This window comes from Rathayibacter sp. PhB152, assembly GCF_003751395.1.
Taxonomy (GTDB): Bacteria; Actinomycetota; Actinomycetes; order Actinomycetales; family Microbacteriaceae; genus Rathayibacter; species Rathayibacter festucae.
In genome coordinates this window covers 172,251-188,469 of record NZ_RJUT01000005.1, presented here as the reverse complement: position 1 = coordinate 188,469, position 16,219 = coordinate 172,251, and the positions used below count along the sequence as shown (strand labels likewise).

The following is a 16,219-nucleotide window of genomic DNA, read 5'->3' as shown; positions in this document are numbered from 1 at the left end:
CCGCGACCCTCGACGGCCCGGACGCCTCGGCGTGCCGGGCCGTCGGCGTTCCCGGAGCCGTGCCCCCACCCGCCGTGCCGCCCGGCCCACCGCCCGCCCCGCCAGCGCGGCGAGAGAGCGCTCCACCGGGATGGTCGTAGGATGACGGGACAGCCGCCGAAGGAGTCCGCAGTGACCGTTCCCCCCTCCCCCGCCTCGCCGACCCTGCCGGCCCAGATCGCCCTGGCCGAGCGCCTCGCCGCACGCGACTGGCCCGCCGGATTCCTCTGGGGCTCCGCCACCGCCGCCGCGCAGATCGAGGGCGCCGGCCACGAGGGCGGCAAGGAGGACAGCATCTGGGACGCCTTCTCCCGCGTCCCCGGTGCCGTCGCGAACGGCGACACCCCCGAGGTCGCCGTCGACCACTACCACCGGATGCCGGCCGACGTGCAGCTGATGAAGCGCCTCGGCCTGGCCTCCTACCGCTTCTCGGTCAGCTGGTCGCGGGTGAAGCCCGGCGACCGCGCCGTCAACGACGAGGGGCTCGACTTCTACTCCCGCCTCGTCGACGAGCTGCTCGGCGCCGGCGTCCTGCCCTGGCTGACCCTCTACCACTGGGACCTCCCGCAGGCCCTCGAGGAGACGGGCGGCTGGACGAACCGCGACACCGCCGAGCGCTTCCGGGACTACGCGGAGGCCGTGCACGCACGCCTCGGCGACCGGGTGGCGCACTGGACCACCTTCAACGAGCCGTTCTGCTCGACCCTGCTCTCCTACGGCGCCGGGATCCACGCGCCGGGTGTGATCTCGCAGCAGGCCGCTCTCGCCGCCGTGCACCACACCCACCTCGCGCACGGACTCGCCGTCTCGGCCCTGCGCGAGCTCGGCGCGCAGAACCTCGGCATCACGCTCAACCTCTCCAACGCCGTCCCCGACGACCCGGAGGACGAGGTCGACCTCGACGCCGCCCGCCGCTTCGACGCGCTGCAGAACCGCATCTTCCTCGACCCGCTGCTGCTCGGCGAATACCCCGAGGACCTGCTCGAGGACGTCGCGGGCCTGGGCCTGGACGAGCTGATCCAGGACGGCGACCTCGCGACGATCGCGCAGCCGCTCGACTTCCTCGGCGTGAACCACTACCACGACGACAACGTCTCCGGGCACCCGCTGCCGGCCGGCGCGGAGGACTTCGCCCAGGCCACCGAGCGCGAGGTCGGCTCGCCGTGGGTCGGCTCGGAGTCGATCACCTTCCCCTCGCGCGGCCTCCCCCGGACCGCGATGGACTGGGAGGTGCACCCCGACGGGCTGCGCTACCTGCTCACCCGGCTGGGCCTGGAGTACGAGAACCTCCCGCCGCTCTACGTCACCGAGAACGGCGCCGCGTACGACGACGTCGTCGAGGACGGCCGCGTGCACGACGTCGACCGCACGCAGTACGTGCTCGACCACGTCGAGAAGGTCGCCGACGCGATCGATCAGGGCGCCGACGTCCGCGGCTACTTCGTCTGGTCGCTGCTCGACAACTACGAGTGGGCCTGGGGCTACGAGAAGCGCTTCGGCATCGTCCGCGTCGACTACTCCAGCCAGGAGCGGCTGATCAAGGACTCGGGACTCGTCTACTCGCGGCTCCTCGGCGGCACCGCGGCCGAGGCGCTGGACTAGACCGTGTCCGAGGGGATCAGGGGAGGCGGGCGCTCGCCGACGCTCGAGGCCGTCGCCGCGCGGGCCGGGGTCTCGCGCGCCACGGTCTCCCGGGTCGTCAACAACGCGCCGCAGGTCGCCGCCGAGATCGTCGCCGCCGTGCAGAAGGCCATCGCCGAGCTCGACTACGTGCCCAACCGGGCCGCGCGGATGCTCGCCTCCCGCCGCACCCAGTCGATCGCGCTGATCGTGCCGGAGTCGACCGCGCGCGTCTTCGCCGACCCGTTCTTCGCCGCGATCGTGCAGGGCGCCGCGATGCGCCTCGCCGACACCGACTACACGCTCTCGATGCTGATCGCCTCGGAGACCAGCGGCGAGAAGACCCGGCGCTACCTCCTCGGCGGCAACGTCGACGGCGCCCTGGTCGTCTCGCACCACTCCGGCGATCACTCTTACGCCGCGCTCTCGAACTCGCTGCCGATCGTCTTCGGCGGCCGGCCGCTCTCGCCGGACGAGCGCGACTCCTACTTCGTCGACGTCGACAACGCCGACGGGGCCGCCGTCGCGACCGCGCACCTGATCGCGGGCGGCCGCCGCCGCATCGCGACCATCGCCGGCCCTGCCGACATGCCGCCGGGCGTCGACCGCCTGATCGGCTGGCGCAGCGCCCTCACGGACGCGGGGCTCGACGACTCGCTCGTCGAGTGGGGCGACTTCTCGCCCGAGAGCGGCACGGAGGCGATGCGCCGCCTCCTCGAGCGCGACCCCGCCATCGACGGGCTCTTCGCCGCCAACGACCAGATGGCCGTCGGCGCCTACGCCGCGCTGCGCGAGGCCGGACGCCGCGTCCCCGAGGACGTCGCCGTCGTGGGCTTCGACGACGACATCTTCGCCCGCTCCGCGGTGCCCGCCCTCAGCACCGTCCGCCAGGTCCCGGTCGAGCTCGGCGCCCGCATGGCCGAGCTGCTGACCGCCCGCATCGAAGGCGCCGACGTCGAGCACCGCACCCTGATGCCCACCGAGCTGATCGTCCGCGCGAGCTCCTGACCGCGCCCACACTCCGAGAATTGTCGTGCTCGACCCTCGAGTACGACAACTTCTGAGGACCGGTTGGCGTGGTCGAGCACGGAGCGACCTCGGCGAGCTCATGGCCGCCAGCCGTGCGCCATCAGGGCGGCCCGGATCTCGGCGACGGTGCGCGCGCGGTCCCGCTCGAGGCCGTCGGCGCGCACCACGACCTGGATCCAGCCCGCCAGCTGGAGCGCCAGGGAGCGCTCGCGATCGCGCGCGTACTGCGCATCGCTGGTCTGGTGCTGGCGGCCGTCGTACTCCGCGAGCACCTTCCACCGGCGGAAGACGAGGTCGCCGATCGCGATGAGCCGGCCGCCGACCGTGATCTCGGCGTTGACCTCCGGGGCCGGGAGTCCTGCCTCGCGAACCAGCGATCGCAGTGCCGTCTCCCTGCAGGAGGCGGCCGCGGTCGAGACGAGCCGCAGCACGCTCTCGAGCCGTCGTCGTCCGGGCCCGTGGTACCCGTTCACTCGGTCCTGCAGGTCGGAGAGTCCCGCGTACGGACTCGGATCGACCTCGTCCGGGTAGCGAGGCACGAGGAGGAGGTGATCGGCGGCCGCCAGGAGGTCGCGGTCGGGAAGGAGCATCGCGAGCGAGACCCACGTCGACGCCGCATCGGCGACCGGCAGTTCGAACCTCTTGGACACGACGACGTTGTGCGGCAGAAGGACGTGCCCGACAACGCCCCGAGTCCGCGGCGGTCGCCGCGGGGAGAACGTTGCGACGTGGATCGGATCGTCCTCCGGCCGCCGGAAGGGAAGCGGCACCGACCAGAGCTCGGCTGCCGTCAGATGCGAGAAGAACTGCCCCGGACGCAGCCGTGGCCGATAGGCCAGAGCACGCTCGACGTGCGTCACCGGCATGACGCGTGTCCTCACTCCGTGGAACGGGCTCGCCAGTCGCGGCGACCGCAGTTCGCCGTCCGTCGCGCCTTCGCGCAGGGCCGCACGGCGGGTGAACGCTCCGAGATCGATGTCCGTCATCCGCCGATCGTGCTGCACCCGAGCCGACGCCGTGGCTCCGTTCCCTCCAACCGAGGGACAACTCCCTCCGACCGTCCCTGTGGAGGACTACCGCCCCCGACGTCTCCTCAAAAGTTGTCGTACTGGGCGCTCCTCTACGACAACTTCTGGAGAGCGGATCCTCACGCCGACGAGGCGGCCATCACGTCCGCAGGAGTTGTCGTAGCGGGTGCGCGAGTACGACAACTTTTGGAGAGAGGGCGGGGGCGGCCTCAGAGGTAGAGCGGCTCCGGGTCGTGGGCGGCGAAGCGGCGGCGCATCACGGCGATGGCGTCGGCGTGCTCGTCGACGAGGACGAAGCGGCGGCCGAGGGCGTGGGCGACGGCGCCGGTAGTGCCGGAGCCGGCGAAGAAGTCGAGGACGGCGTCGCCCTCGCGACTGGAGGCCAGGACGATGCGACGGAGCACGCCCTCGGGCTTCTGGGTGGGGTAGCCGGTCTTCTCGCGGCCGGTGGGCGAGACGATGGTGTGCCACCAGACGTCGGTGGGGCGCTTGCCGCGCTCGGCCTTCTCGGGGGTGACGAGGCCGGGCGCCATGTACGGCTCGCGGTCGACGGCGGCGGAGTCGAAGTGGTAGCCGCGCGGGTCCTTCACGTAGACGAGGATCGTGTCGTGCTTGGTCGGCCAGCGCTTGGTGGCCTTGGCGCCGTAGTCGTAGGCCCAGATGATCTCGTTGAGGAAGCACTCGCGGCCGAACAGAGCGTCCAGCAGCACCTTCGCGTAGTGCGCCTCGCGGTAGTCGAGGTGCAGGTAGAGGGTCCCGTCGTCGGCGAGCAGGCGCCAGGCCTCGGCGAGGCGCGGCTCGAGGAAGGACCAGTAGTCGTCGAAGCGGTCGTCGTAGCGGAGGAGGTCGCCGCGGATCCGCTCATAGCTGCGGCCCTTGAAGCCCGAGATGGTCCCGGTCGCCGAGCGGACGGAGGTGGTCGACGTCCGCACCTGCGCCCGGCCGGTGTTGAACGGCGGATCGAGGTACACGACGGTGAAGGACCCGTCCGCGAGCAGCGGCAGGACCTCGAGGTTCTCGGCGTGGATCACCGCGCTCCGGGTCGCCGGGACGCCGTCCGCGATCTGGATCGTCCTGGGCACTCCGCAATGGTGTCACGGGGGCGGCGGCCCCTCCGACACGGCGCCGGCCCCTCCGACACGCCTCGGCGGCGGGTGCCCGGGCCGCCGCGGGCCCCGGCGTAGAGTGACGCGATGATCTCCGAGGTGCGCCACGACGAGGACCGGTCCCAGTACACGCTGTGGGTCGACGGCGAGAACGTGGGCCTGGCCGACTATGCGGTCCGCGGGGCCGACGTGGTCTTCCTGCACACCGAGATCGCGCCCGAGCACCGGCACGAGGGCCTCGGCGACCGCCTGGTCGAGGCGGCCCTGGACGACGCCCACGAGCGGAAAGCGCACGTCGTCCCGCTCTGCCCGTTCGTCGCCGACTTCATCGCCGAGCACCCGGACTACCAGGAGCTCCTCGCGAGCTGAGCGGAGCGGATCCGGCGTCCCGGAGGGCGCCCCGCGTCACGGCACCCGGCGCAGCCACTCCTGCGTCGAGTACTTCGACGCCACGAGCTCCTCGGCCTCCGCGTACTCCTCTGCCGTCAGGTCGCCCGCGGTCCCGCCGTGCAGCTGGACGAACGTCGCCTTCATCCGCTCGATGATCTCGGCGCGGCTGAGCCCGGTCTGGCTGCGCAGCGGGTCGACGCGCTTCACGGCGGAGGCGATGCCCTTGTCGGAGAGCTTCTCGCGCCCGATCCGCAGCACCTGCACCATCTTCTCGGCGTCGATGTCGTAGCTCATGGTGACGTGGTGCAGGACGGCGCCGGAGCCGAGCCGCTTCTGCGCCGCGCCGCCGATCTTGCCGGAGGGCGAGGTGATGTCGTTGAGCGGCTGGTAGACCGCGTCGATGCCGAGCGACTGCAGCGCGCTGACGGCCCACTCGTCGAGGAAGGCGTAGGAGTCGGCGAAGGTGAGGCCCTGCACCAGGTCGCCGGGCACGTAGAGCGAGTAGGTGACGACGCTGCCCGCCTCCATGAACATCGCGCCGCCGCCGGAGATGCGCCGGACGACCTCGACGCCGTACTTCGCCGCGTTCTCGAGGTCGACCTCGTTGCGCAGCGACTGGAAGCTGCCGATCACCACGGCGGGCTGGTCCCACTCCCAGATCCGCAGCGTCGGCTCGCGGCGCCCCTCGCCGACGGCGGCGGTGAGCACCTCGTCGAGCGCGAGGTGCATCGACGGCGAGACCGCCTTCGCGTGCACGATCCGCCAGTCGTAGTCGCGCCAGCTGGTCGCCTGCTGCAGCGAGCGCCGGATCGCCACCGCGACGGCCTCGGGCGTGAAGCCGAGCAGCACCGCGTCGGCCGGCAGCGCCTGCCGAATGGCCGCGGCGATCGTCTTCGCGTCGCTCTCGGCCGGCAGCCCGACCACCGCGCGGTCGATGTCGTCGAGCGCCGTGTCGGGCTCGAGGAAGAAGTCGCCCGCGAGCCGGAAGCCGGCGAACCTCCCGTCGACCACGTCGAGGTCGACGACCACGAGCTTTCCACCGGGGACCTTGTACTCGCCATGCATGACGTCAGCCTAGGCCGGAGGAGCGACGTCCTCCCCTGCGGCCGGGAACCGGTCGTCGAGCCAGCCGACCAGGTCGGCCGTGACCTCGACGCGGTTGAGCTCCTGGAACAGCTCGTGCCGCGCCTCCGGGTACACCCGCACGCTGACGTCTCTGTAGCCCGCGCGACGCCGGTAGGCCTGCGCCAGTGCCCGTACCGAGCGCTCGCCGCCGAGGGTGTCGTCGGCGCCGACCACCAGCAGCAGCGGCAGCGGGTGCTCGGGCCGCCGGGCGGGCCGGCCGATCAGGCGGAGCGTCTCGCGCAGCCCGATCCGCTTCGCGAGCGGAGTGGTGAAGGTCAGCGGGTCGTCGTGGAAGAGCTGCCAGACCGCCGGGTCGCGCGAGAGCCACTCGAGCCCGAGCCCGCCGGGCACCCGGTGCCGACGCGCCAGATCGCCCGCGTTCATGTAGCCGGGCAGCCGGTAGGCCGTGCCGCTGAGGATCAGGGCCGCGTAGTCGGCGGAGCGGTGGTCGACGATCCGCTGCGCCATCAGCGAGCCCCAGGAGTGGCCGAGCAGGACGATCGGAACGCCGCAGTTCTCCCCGGCGAGCTCGCGGGTGAGCCGGTTGATCGCCTCCTCCGCCGCGCGCAGACCGCCCGGCCCGAGCCGGCCGAGCTCGGCGACGTCGCCGCCGTGCTGCTCGAGGCCGGTGCGCCCGTGCCCGCGGTGGTCGTCGGCGGCGACGGCGTAGCCCGCGGCGACCAGCGCCTCGGCGAGCTCGACGTAGCGGCCGGAGTGCTCGCCGACGCCGTGCGCGATCTGCACGATCGCCCTCGGGCGCGGGTGCGACCACCAGCGCCAGTGGATCGTCACGCCGTAGGCGTCCTGGAAGGTCCTGTCGACCGCGGTGCCGGGCATGGGACCAGTGTGGCCCTCCGGCCGCTGAGCGCGAAGACGAGCGGGAGAACTGAGAAGATACTCACGATCCGTCGGACAACGGTCCCGTCCGCCCGCCTGATCGCTAGCGTTCTACCGCCGTGCGGAGCCCCCACGACCGTCCCCATCCCCCATCTCGAGCGAGGCCAGCCCCCACATGACCGTGTCGCCCCTGATCTGGACCCTGACGATCGTCTTCATCGTCCTGCTCCTGCTCTTCGACTTCTTCTTCCACGTGCGCAAGGCGCACGAGCCGACCCTGAAGGAGTCGGCGCTCTGGTCGGCCCTCTACGTCGGCATCGCCGTGCTCTTCGGCGTCGGCGTCCTCGTCTTCGGCGGACCGACCCCGGGCTCCGAGTACTTCGCCGGCTACATCACGGAGAAGGCGCTGTCGGTCGACAACCTCTTCGTCTTCCTCATCATCATGGCGAGCTTCAAGGTGCCGCGCGCCGACCAGCAGAAGGTGCTGCTCTTCGGCATCGTCTTCGCGCTGATCGCCCGCACCGGCTTCATCTTCCTCGGCGCCGCGCTGATCAACTCCTTCGCCTGGATCTTCTACCTCTTCGGCCTGATCCTGCTGCTGACCGCCTTCAACCTGGTGAAGCCCGGCGACGAGCACGCCGGCGACAACGTGATGGTCCGCCTCGCCAAGCGCGTCTTCAAGACGAGCGACCAGTACGACGGCGACAAGTTCTACACCCACATCGACGGCAAGAAGGTCCTCACGCCGATGATCCTGGTGATGGCGGCGATCGGCGGCACGGACATCCTGTTCGCCCTCGACAGCGTCCCCGCGATCTTCGGCCTCACCAGCGACGTCTTCCTGGTCTTCACCGCCACGGCGTTCTCGCTGCTGGGCCTGCGCCAGCTCTACTTCCTGATCGACGGACTGCTCGACCGCCTCGTCTACCTCAGCTACGGCCTCGCCGCGATTCTCGCCTTCATCGGCGTGAAGCTGATCCTGCACGCGCTGCACGAGAACAACCTGCCGTTCATCAACGGCGGCGAGCACGTCGAGGTCTTCGAGATCGGCACCGGCCTCTCACTCACCGTGATCATCGGAGTGCTGGCCGTCACGGTCATCGCCTCGCTGGTCAGCCCGAAGGGCCGCCGCATGGCCGCCGAGGCCGCGGAGCGCAAGCGCGTAGCCGCAGCAGCGGGCGCGGACGTCGACGCGACACACTGACCTGCAGAGACAAGGCTGGGACGCCGATCCGGGGACGAATCCTCCGGGTCGTGCGTCCCAGCCTTCGTTGTGTGACTACTTCGCTCGGTACCGGTGCTCCGGGCGGCCCGTCGTCCCGTAGCTGAGGGTCATCTCCACCAGGCCGCGGCCCGCGAGGCCCGAGAGATAGCGCTGAGCGGTCGCGCGGGAGATGCCGGCGCGCTCCGCGACGTCGAGCGCCGAGAGCTCCGCGGCCGACTCGGACAGGCGCGCCAGCACCAGCTGCTCCGTCGCCGAGCGGGACGGCTGGGTCGCCGCCGCATCGCCCGAGTGCAGGATGCGCAGCGCCCGCTCCACCGCCTCCTGGTCGGCGACCCGGTCCTCGCGCAGCACGTTGCGGAAGCGCACGTAGGCGTCGAGGCGCTCGCCGAGCAGCCGCGCGTCGAACGGCTTGATCAGGTAGCCGAGGGCCCCCGCGTGCAGGGCCTTCCGCACCGTCGCCCCGTCGGAGGCGGCGCTCACCACGAACGCGTCCGTCTCCAGCTCGCGCAGCAGCGCGATCCCGCTCTGGTCCGGCAGGTGCACGTCGAGCAGCAGCAGGTCCGGCGCGTGCTCGAGCACCGCCGCCCGCGCCGCCCGGGCGGTGTGCACCGGCGGCAGCGCCCGCAGGCCCTGCCGGGTGTCGACCAGGTCGGCGTGCAGCTGCGCCACCCGGAAGTCGTCGTCGACGACGAGCACGGTGCGCTCCTGCTGATCCGGGGTCATCGGTCCTCCTCCTCGAGCGGCGACTCGTCGGGCAGCTCCTCCGGCGGCAGGACCGCGCCCGGCAGCCGCGCGCAGAGCACCGCCCCGGAGGACTCGCCACCGGCGTCCGCCAGCCAGACCTCGCCGCCGCGCCGCGCCGCGACCTCGCGGCAGAGCGGCAGCCCGAAGCCGCGGCCGTGCACGCGGTCGTCGTCCTCGTCCACCGCGCCCGGCCCGCGCGCGAAGAGCGACTCCGGATCGGCGACGCCGTCTCCCGAGTCCGCGACCGTCACGAACAGCGCGTCCCCGTCGTCGAGCAGCTCGATCTCGACGAACCGGACGTCCCGGCTCCCCTCGACCGCCGCGCGCACGGCGTTGTCGACGAGGTTGCCGACCACCGTCGCGACGTCCTCCGGCTCGATCACCGTCCCGCGCACCAGCGTCTCCTCACCCAGCGTCAGCAGCACGCCGCGCTCGGCCGCCTCGATCCCCTTCGCGCCGACCAGCGCCTGGAGGTACGGCTCCTGCAGCCGGTCGGCGTGCTGCACCGGATACTTCAGCGGCCCGCGGGTCAGCACCTCGTCGAGGTACTCGCGCGCCGAGCCGATCCGGCCGGCGTCGAGCAGCCCGGCGACCACGTGCAGCCGGTTGGCGAACTCGTGCCGCTGCACCCGCAGCGCGTTGGTCATCGCGCCGACGGCGTCGAGGCGCCGACTGAGCGCGGCGAGCGCCGTCCGATCGCGCAGCACCACCACGACGCCGAGATCGCGGTCGCCGCGGGTGACCCGCCGGATGTCGACGTAGACGATGCGGGAGCGCACGACGAAGCCCTCCTCGCCGGTGCCGCGGGAGGGCTCCGTCGAGGCGAGGGCCGCGGCGATCGCGTCGGCGAGCGGCTGCGGCAGCCCGAGGTCGGCGAGCGCGCGGCCGTGCAGGGCGCGACCGGTCGGATCCTCCGAGCCGAGGATCGCCGCGGCGCGGGCGTTGCAGACGCCGACCCGTCCGTCGCGGTCGAGGGCGAGCACCCCCTCGTCGACTCCGTCGAGCACCGCGGCCTGGTCCTGCACCAGCGCGGTGAGCTCCTCCGGCGCGAGGCCGAGCGTCAGCCGCAGCAGCCGGCGCCGGATGAAGACGGAGGCGACGGCCGCGAGCACCAGGCCGGCGAGCGCCGCCGCGAGCACGCCCAGCAGCGCGGTCGGCAGGTCGTCGAAGACGCTGGAGCGGGCGAAGCCGATGCTCACCTCGCCGACCACGCGCGCGCCGTCCGGCCCGTAGACCGGCACCTTCGCCCGCGCGGACTCCCCGAGCGTGCCGGTGCCCCAGGACACCGACTCCCGGCCGGCGAGCGCCTCCTCCGCACTCGTCGAGACCACCTCGCCGAGCCGCTCGGGGTCGGGGTGGGCCAGCCGGATGCCGCGGTCGTCGGTGATCACCACGAAGAGGGCGCCCGTGCGCTCCTCGATCGCCTCGGCGGCGGTCTCGAGCGTCCCGCCCTCCAGCTCGGCCCGGGAGGGCACGGCCGGGTCGGCGGAGGAGGAGGCGACCGCGTCGCGCACGTCGGCGTCCTCGGCGACGGTGCGGGCGATGGCGAGCGCCGTCTCCTCCGCCTCGCCCTGCAGCTGCTGCACGCTCAGCGCGGTGACGAGGCCCGCGCAGACCAGGACGGCCGCCGTGACCGTCGCGAGCTGCAGCACGAGCACGTGGGTCGCGAAGCGCATCGAACTCCTCGTCGTCGAGACGGCCGGGCTGATCGGGACAACCCTCGGGCCGGCTGCGCAGAATGCGCAGAACCCACACTATGCGCAGATCGCGCGCTAATGAGCGATACCCGGGCCGGGCACCGTGGGCTGCCTAGTGTGTCCACGACCTGGAGAGCCCGCCGCGGGATCCCGGACGCACGACGACGAAGGAGTCAGCAGTGTTGGTAGTACTCGGATTCACGATGATCCTGGCCTTCATGGCCCTGATCATGACCAAGCGGCTCACGCCCATGGTCGCCCTGATCGTCGTCCCGACGATCTTCGGGCTCTTCGCCGGCGCCGGTCTCGGCATCGGCGACATGGTGCTCGAGGCGATCGGCAGCCTCGCCCCCACGGCCGCCCTGCTGATGTTCGCGATCATGTACTTCGGCATCATGATCGACGTCGGCCTCTTCGACCCGCTGATCCGCTTCATCGTCCGCGCGCTCGGCGACGACCCGGCCAAGGTCGTCCTCGGCACGGCCCTGCTGGCCGGCGCGGTCTCGCTCGACGGCGACGGCTCGACCACCTTCATCGTGACCACCGCCGCGATGCTGCCGATCTACCTCCGCCTCGGGATGAACCCCGTGGTCCTCACCTGCGTCGCCGGCCTCGCCAACGGCACGCTCAACATCGTCCCCTGGGGCGGCCCCACGGTGCGCGCCGCCGCGGCGCTGCAGGTCTCGCCGAGCGAGATCTTCGTGCCGATGCTGCCCTCGCTCGCCGTCGGCCTCGCCGTCACGCTGGTCTTCGCCTGGTTCCTCGGACTCGGCGAGCGCCGCCGCCTCGGCTCGCTCGCCCTCGCCGAGCCGATGCTCGAGCAGGAGCTCGTCGGCGCCGGCTCGTCGCGCGGCGGCGCGGCCCGCTCCGGAGCGCGCACCGGCGGCCTCGCCGCCCTCACCGGCGGCATCCGCACCGTCGCCCGCGAGCGCTTCTCCTTCCTCCGCGGCCCGGAGTCGCTGCGCGGCGCCCAGGTCGCCGTCGCCGCCCGCGTCCAGGCCGACGACGCGGACACCGCGATGGCCGACACCATGCTCGACCCCGAGCGCGAGACCCTCCGCCCGAAGCTGATCTGGGTCAACCTCGTGCTGACCCTCGCCGTGATGACCCTCCTGGTCGCCGACGTCCTCCCGCTCCCCTACGTCTTCATGGTCGGCTCCGCGGTCGCGCTGCTGATCAACTTCCCGAAGATGAAGGACCAGGCGTCCGAGATCGTCAAGCACGCGCCGAGCATCGTCGGCGTCGTCTCGATGGTCCTGGCGGCCGGCGTGCTGATCGGCGTCCTCAACGGCACCGGCATGGTCGACGCGATGGCCGAGTGGGTCGTCGACGTCATCCCGCCCGCGCTCGGCCCGTTCCTCGCCGTGATCACGGGCGTGCTGAGCATCCCGATGACCTTCTTCATGTCGAACGACGCCTTCTACTACGGCATCCTCCCGGTGCTCTCCGAGAGCGCCGCGCAGTACGGCATCGACCCGGTCGAGATGGCCCGCGCCTCGATCACCGGCCAGCCCGTCCACCTGCAGAGCCCGCTCGTGCCGGCGATCCTGCTGCTGGTCTCGCTCGCCGCGGTCAACCTGGGCGACCACCACCGCAAGGTCCTCTGGCGCGCGGTGATCGTCTCGCTGGTGATGCTGGCGGTCGGCGTCCTGGTCGGAGCGATCCCGTTCGGCTGATCCGACCGCAGAACATCAGCCAGGAGGGGCCGTCCTTCGCGATCAGCGATGGCGGCCCCTCCTGGCTGATGTTCTGCGTGCGCCCTGCCTGATCAGCCCAGCAGCGGCGCCAGGTTCTCCGTCCAGACGTCGAAGCCGAGCTTCACGATCAGCGCCCCGACGACCACGAGGAACGCGATCCGGATGAACCGGCTGCCCTTCGCGACCGCCATCCGCGAGCCGAGGTAGGCGCCCGCCACGTTCGCGAGCCCCATGAACAGCCCGAGCACCCAGATCACGTGGCCGCCCGGCACGAAGTACAGCAGCGCACCGAGGTTCGTCGCGACGTTGACGATCTTCGCCTTCGCGCTCGCGAGCAGGAAGTCGTAGCCCAGCGCCGTGATCAGCGCGATGATCAGGAACGTCCCGGTCCCCGGCCCGATCAGCCCGTCGTAGAAGCCGATGACGAGCCCGAGCACCCCCGCGGTCACCAGGTGCCGGCGCCCGGCGTGCTTGAGCGCGGTGACAGCGCCCATCGCGGGCCGTGCGATCGTCACCACGGCCACGACGATCAGCGCGACGACGATGATCGGCTTGAACACCGAGGCGGGCAGCAGCCCCGCGAGATTCGCTCCTCCGTAGCTGCCGGCCAGCGCCACCGCCGCCATCGGCAGCGCCGTCCGCAGGTCCGGCCTCGCCCGCCGGTAGAAGGTGATCGCGCTCGTCGTGGTCCCGAAGATCGAGGCGAGCTTGTTGGTCGCGAGCGCCTGCACGGGCGAGATGCCCGGCACGAGCAGCAGGGCGGGGAGTTGGAGCAGGCCGCCGCCGCCCACCACCGCGTCGATCCAGCCCGCGGCGAACGCGGCCAGGATCATCAGCAGGATGACGGGGAGGGCGAGGTCCTCGGTGAACGTCAGCATCGGTCGGAAGCGTATCCGGCCGCCGCCACCCCCTCGACCCGGGCGTCGCGCCACCCTAGGGTCGGCGGCATGCGATTCGGACTCTTCATCCCCCAGGGCTGGCGCCACGACCTCGTCGGCATCGATCCCGCCGACCAGTGGCGCACCATGCGCGACCTCGCCCAGCACGCCGACGCCGGCCCGTGGGAGTCGGTGTGGGTCTACGACCACTTCCACACCGTCCCGGTGGTGACGGAGGAGGCGACCCACGAGGCCTGGACGCTGATGGCCGCGTTCGCCGCCGCCACCTCGCGGGTGCGGCTCGGCCAGATGTGCACCTGCATGAGCTACCGCAACCCCGCGCACCTCGCCAAGATCGCCACCACCGTCGACATCGTCTCCGGCGGCCGGGTGGAGATGGGCATCGGCGGCGGCTGGTACGAGCACGAGTGGCGCGCCTACGGCTACGGCTTCCCGCCGATCGCCGAGCGCCTCGGCCGCCTCGACGAGGGCGTGCAGATCATGCGCCAGGCCTGGATCGAGGGCGTCTCCACGCTCGACGGCCGGTACTACCAGGTCGACGGCGCGGTGAACCGCCCGCTCCCCCTGCAGGACGGCGGGATCCCGCTCTGGGTGGCCGGCGGCGGCGAGAAGGTGACGCTGCGCATCGCGGCGCAGTACGCGCAGTACACCAACTTCGCCGGCGCCCCGGAGGCGTTCGACCACAAGAGCGCCGTCCTCCGCGGCCACTGCGAGCGACTCGGCACCGACTACGCGGCGATCACCCGCAGCTCCAACTACAACGTGATGATCGCCGAGACCGAGGCGGAGGTCGAGAAGGGCCTGCAGCGCCTGGAGGACCGCGTCACCCCCGCGCTCGGCGCCGAGGCGGCTGCTGCCTTCGTCGCGGAGTACCGCAGCCCCGACGCGCTCGCGGTCGGCACCCCCGCGCAGATCGTCGACCGCCTCGGCGACATGCGCGAGCGCGGCATGGACTACGCGATCACGTACTTCCCCGACGCCGCCTACGACCGCTCCGGCCTCGAGCTCTTCGAGCGCGACGTCGTCCCGCACCTGTCCTGACCCGCGCCGTCGATCCGTCGCGAACGGCTCTCGCCACACGGGCGAGACGACCGTTCCCGACGGATCGGCAGCGCCTACGCCTCGCTCGCGCGGTCCGCAAGTCCCTGCGTCGGGGCGGGCCGCCCGCCTACGGTCGAGGCATGGACGCACAGGACATCCGCTGGAACGACGAAGCCCGCGACAAGATCCTCGAGGACTCGGACAGGGTCCTCCGCGAGGCGGTGCTCGACCTCGCGAAGACCAAGAAGGGCGAGCCCTGGGAGGACGTCTTCGCCGAGCTGAACGCACGACTGAAAGATCAGTTCATCGACTTCGAGCCCGGCCCGGACCTCCGCAAGTACGCCGAGGCCGTCTCCGCGGGGGAGATCGAGGCGTGAGCGCCGACGACGGCGACACCGGCCGAGCCGTGGACCCGGCGCTCGCCGACGAGCTGGCCTCGATCCGCGCCGTCGGCGAGGGCCGCCGCGGCGACGCCGCCGACGAGTCGGACGTCGAGCACGGCGACCCGCAGACCGTCGAGCAGGTCGAGCAGGAGCTCAAGGGCGGCCTCGACCTCGACTGATCGGACGCAGAACGCAGAAGGCCCGCTCCCCCGGTGAGGGAGCGGGCCTTCCTGCGTGTGCGGGCGACTACGCCGAGAGGCGCTCGTAGTCGGTGTAGCCCTCGGCGCCGCCGCCGTAGACGGTCTCCTGGACGAGCTCGTTCTCGGGGTGGCCGCCCTGCCAGCGCTCGACGAGGTCAGGGTTGGCCATGACCGGACGGCCCACCGCGACGGCGTCGGCGTGGCCGTCGCTGATCAGCGCGGTCGCCTCCTCGCGGGAGGTCGGGCTGCCGAAGCCGCTGTTCGCGACGAAGACGCCGCCGAAGCGGGTGCGCAGGTCCTGGACCAGCTCGCCGGCGGGCTCGGCGTGCAGGACGCTGAGGTAGGCGAGGCCCAGCGGCGCGAGGCCGTCGACGACCGCCTCGTAGGTGGCGCGCACGTCGGCCTCGTCGGTCTCGACGACGTCCTGGATGTTGTGCGCGGGCGAGAGGCGGATGCCGACGCGGCCGGCGCCGATCTCCTCGGCGACCGCGCGGGTGACCTCGACCACGAACGCGGCGCGGGCGGCGGGGCTTCCGCCGTAGGCGTCGGTGCGGACGTTCGAGACCGGCGAGAGGAACTCGTGCAGCAGGTAGCCGTTGGCTCCGTGCACCTCGACGCCGTCGAAGCCGGCGTCGACGGCGCGGCGGGCCCCGGCGACGAACTCGTCGCGGACGGTGGCGAGCTCCTCGGTGGTCAGCGCGTGCGGGACCGGGAACGGCTTCTTCTCGCCGCTCGGGACGCGGACCTCGCCGTCGATCGCGACGGCGCTCGGCGCGACGATGCGGTCGGTGCCGGTGACGTCGGTGTGGGTGACGCGCCCGCCGTTCATGACCTGCATGACGATGCGGCCGCCGGCGGCGTGCACGGCGTCGGCGACGCCCTTCCAGCCCTCGGCCTGCTCGGCGGTGACGATGCCGGGCTGGCCCGGGTACGCCTTCGACTCGGCGCTCGGGAAGACGCCCTCGCTGATGATCAGGCCGAGGGAGGCGCGCTGGGCGTAGTGCTCGGCGATGAGGGCGCCGGGGACGCCGTGCTCGTCGGCGCGCAGGCGCGTCATCGGCGCCATCACGAGACGGTTCGGCAGCTCGAGGTCGCCGGCAGTGAGGGGGGAGAAGGGATCCACGGATCGCCTTTCGATCGGAGAGCGGGGGGAGGGCGC

Annotated in this window: 16 protein-coding genes; 8 read left to right on the top strand and 8 right to left on the bottom strand. The window is 72.2% G+C overall.

Translation table 11 applies throughout. The features are described from left to right. Nucleotides 1-141 precede the first annotated feature (141 nt). A complete protein-coding gene (locus tag EDF36_RS13800; protein ID WP_123733467.1) occupies nt 142-1,641 on the top strand; it encodes a GH1 family beta-glucosidase in 1,500 nt (499 codons plus the stop codon). Between the two features lie 3 nt (nt 1,642-1,644). Further along, the gene (locus EDF36_RS13795; RefSeq protein ID WP_123701991.1) at nt 1,645-2,667 is read left to right on the top strand and encodes a LacI family DNA-binding transcriptional regulator; all 1,023 of its coding nucleotides are present in this window, start codon (nt 1,645-1,647) and stop codon (nt 2,665-2,667) included. A gap of 98 nt (nt 2,668-2,765) precedes the next feature. Here EDF36_RS13795 and EDF36_RS21305 read toward each other — a convergent pair whose 3' ends face one another. After that, complete coding sequence (locus EDF36_RS21305) at nt 2,766-3,338, bottom strand: endonuclease domain-containing protein (protein WP_185020483.1); 573 nt, start codon at nt 3,336-3,338, stop codon at nt 2,766-2,768. Nucleotides 3,339-3,925: 587 nt separating this feature from the next. Further along, nucleotides 3,926-4,798 carry a site-specific DNA-methyltransferase gene (locus EDF36_RS13785; protein WP_123733465.1) on the bottom strand — a complete coding sequence of 291 codons (873 nt, stop codon included), beginning with the start codon at nt 4,796-4,798 and terminating at the stop codon, nt 3,926-3,928. A gap of 111 nt (nt 4,799-4,909) precedes the next feature. On the opposite strand from EDF36_RS13785, the gene EDF36_RS13780 reads away from it, so the two are divergent. Next, complete coding sequence (locus EDF36_RS13780; RefSeq protein WP_123733464.1) at nt 4,910-5,191, top strand: GNAT family N-acetyltransferase; 282 nt, start codon at nt 4,910-4,912, stop codon at nt 5,189-5,191. A gap of 36 nt (nt 5,192-5,227) precedes the next feature. On the opposite strand, the gene EDF36_RS13775 is transcribed toward EDF36_RS13780, so the two are convergent. Together EDF36_RS13775 and EDF36_RS13770 are read right to left on the bottom strand one after the other, a co-directional pair. Next, nucleotides 5,228-6,277 (bottom strand): biotin/lipoate A/B protein ligase family protein, encoded by a 1,050-nt coding sequence (locus tag EDF36_RS13775; RefSeq protein WP_123733463.1) that lies wholly within the window; start codon nt 6,275-6,277, stop codon nt 5,228-5,230. Nucleotides 6,278-6,286: 9 nt separating this feature from the next. After that, a complete protein-coding gene (locus EDF36_RS13770; RefSeq protein ID WP_123444975.1) occupies nt 6,287-7,174 on the bottom strand; it encodes an alpha/beta fold hydrolase in 888 nt (295 codons plus the stop codon). A gap of 175 nt (nt 7,175-7,349) precedes the next feature. Between EDF36_RS13770 and EDF36_RS13765 the strand changes: the two genes are divergently transcribed. Further along, on the top strand, nt 7,350-8,378 hold the full coding sequence (locus EDF36_RS13765; RefSeq protein WP_123701981.1) for a TerC family protein: 1,029 nt from the start codon (nt 7,350-7,352) through the stop codon (nt 8,376-8,378). Nucleotides 8,379-8,453: 75 nt separating this feature from the next. Here the strand turns inward: EDF36_RS13765 and EDF36_RS13760 are convergent, their stop codons facing one another. Continuing rightward, a complete protein-coding gene (locus EDF36_RS13760) occupies nt 8,454-9,122 on the bottom strand; it encodes a response regulator (RefSeq protein WP_123701979.1) in 669 nt (222 codons plus the stop codon). Next, on the bottom strand, nt 9,119-10,819 hold the full coding sequence (locus EDF36_RS13755) for a sensor histidine kinase (protein WP_123701977.1): 1,701 nt from the start codon (nt 10,817-10,819) through the stop codon (nt 9,119-9,121). Before EDF36_RS13755 ends, EDF36_RS13760 begins: the two co-directional genes overlap by 4 nt. Before the next feature lie 224 nt (nt 10,820-11,043). Between EDF36_RS13755 and EDF36_RS13750 the strand changes: the two genes are divergently transcribed. Then, nucleotides 11,044-12,516 (top strand): CitMHS family transporter, encoded by a 1,473-nt coding sequence (locus EDF36_RS13750; RefSeq protein WP_123701975.1) that lies wholly within the window; start codon nt 11,044-11,046, stop codon nt 12,514-12,516. A gap of 92 nt (nt 12,517-12,608) precedes the next feature. On the opposite strand, the gene EDF36_RS13745 is transcribed toward EDF36_RS13750, so the two are convergent. Then, on the bottom strand, nt 12,609-13,415 hold the full coding sequence (locus tag EDF36_RS13745) for a TSUP family transporter (RefSeq protein WP_123444970.1): 807 nt from the start codon (nt 13,413-13,415) through the stop codon (nt 12,609-12,611). A 69-nt stretch (nt 13,416-13,484) separates the two neighbouring features. On the opposite strand from EDF36_RS13745, the gene EDF36_RS13740 reads away from it, so the two are divergent. The 3 genes from EDF36_RS13740 to EDF36_RS13730 all read left to right on the top strand — a co-directional run bounded on the left by EDF36_RS13740 (nt 13,485) and on the right by EDF36_RS13730 (nt 15,039). Continuing rightward, entirely contained in the window at nt 13,485-14,477 is a 993-nt protein-coding gene (locus EDF36_RS13740) for an LLM class F420-dependent oxidoreductase (RefSeq protein ID WP_123733462.1), read from the top strand. 140 nt (nt 14,478-14,617) lie between these two features. Beyond that, nucleotides 14,618-14,854, top strand: a complete 237-nt coding sequence (locus tag EDF36_RS13735; RefSeq protein WP_123733461.1) for a hypothetical protein — start codon at nt 14,618-14,620, stop codon at nt 14,852-14,854. Then, nucleotides 14,851-15,039 carry a hypothetical protein gene (locus tag EDF36_RS13730; RefSeq protein WP_123444966.1) on the top strand — a complete coding sequence of 63 codons (189 nt, stop codon included), beginning with the start codon at nt 14,851-14,853 and terminating at the stop codon, nt 15,037-15,039. The genes EDF36_RS13735 and EDF36_RS13730 overlap by 4 nt, the downstream gene beginning before the upstream one ends. Before the next feature lie 67 nt (nt 15,040-15,106). Here EDF36_RS13730 and EDF36_RS13725 read toward each other — a convergent pair whose 3' ends face one another. Then, on the bottom strand, nt 15,107-16,183 hold the full coding sequence (locus EDF36_RS13725; RefSeq protein WP_123733460.1) for an alkene reductase: 1,077 nt from the start codon (nt 16,181-16,183) through the stop codon (nt 15,107-15,109). Between the last annotated feature and the right edge of the window lie 36 nt (nt 16,184-16,219).

Bases quoted from the DNA above. Each gene is read 5' to 3' on its own strand.
- EDF36_RS13800 (WP_123733467.1), top strand. From the start codon at position 142: ATGACGGGACAGCCGCCGAAGGAGTCCGCAGTGACCGTTCCCCCCTCC.
- EDF36_RS13780 (WP_123733464.1), top strand. From the start codon at position 4,910: ATGATCTCCGAGGTGCGCCACGACGAGGACCGGTCCCAGTACACGCTG.
- EDF36_RS13775 (WP_123733463.1), bottom strand. From the start codon at position 6,277: ATGCATGGCGAGTACAAGGTCCCCGGTGGAAAGCTCGTGGTCGTCGAC.
- EDF36_RS13770 (WP_123444975.1), bottom strand. From the start codon at position 7,174: ATGCCCGGCACCGCGGTCGACAGGACCTTCCAGGACGCCTACGGCGTG.
- EDF36_RS13765 (WP_123701981.1), top strand. From the start codon at position 7,350: ATGACCGTGTCGCCCCTGATCTGGACCCTGACGATCGTCTTCATCGTC.
- EDF36_RS13760 (WP_123701979.1), bottom strand. From the start codon at position 9,122: ATGACCCCGGATCAGCAGGAGCGCACCGTGCTCGTCGTCGACGACGAC.
- EDF36_RS13755 (WP_123701977.1), bottom strand. From the start codon at position 10,819: ATGCGCTTCGCGACCCACGTGCTCGTGCTGCAGCTCGCGACGGTCACG.
- EDF36_RS13750 (WP_123701975.1), top strand. From the start codon at position 11,044: ATGATCCTGGCCTTCATGGCCCTGATCATGACCAAGCGGCTCACGCCC.
- EDF36_RS13745 (WP_123444970.1), bottom strand. From the start codon at position 13,415: ATGCTGACGTTCACCGAGGACCTCGCCCTCCCCGTCATCCTGCTGATG.
- EDF36_RS13740 (WP_123733462.1), top strand. From the start codon at position 13,485: ATGCGATTCGGACTCTTCATCCCCCAGGGCTGGCGCCACGACCTCGTC.
- EDF36_RS13735 (WP_123733461.1), top strand. From the start codon at position 14,618: ATGGACGCACAGGACATCCGCTGGAACGACGAAGCCCGCGACAAGATC.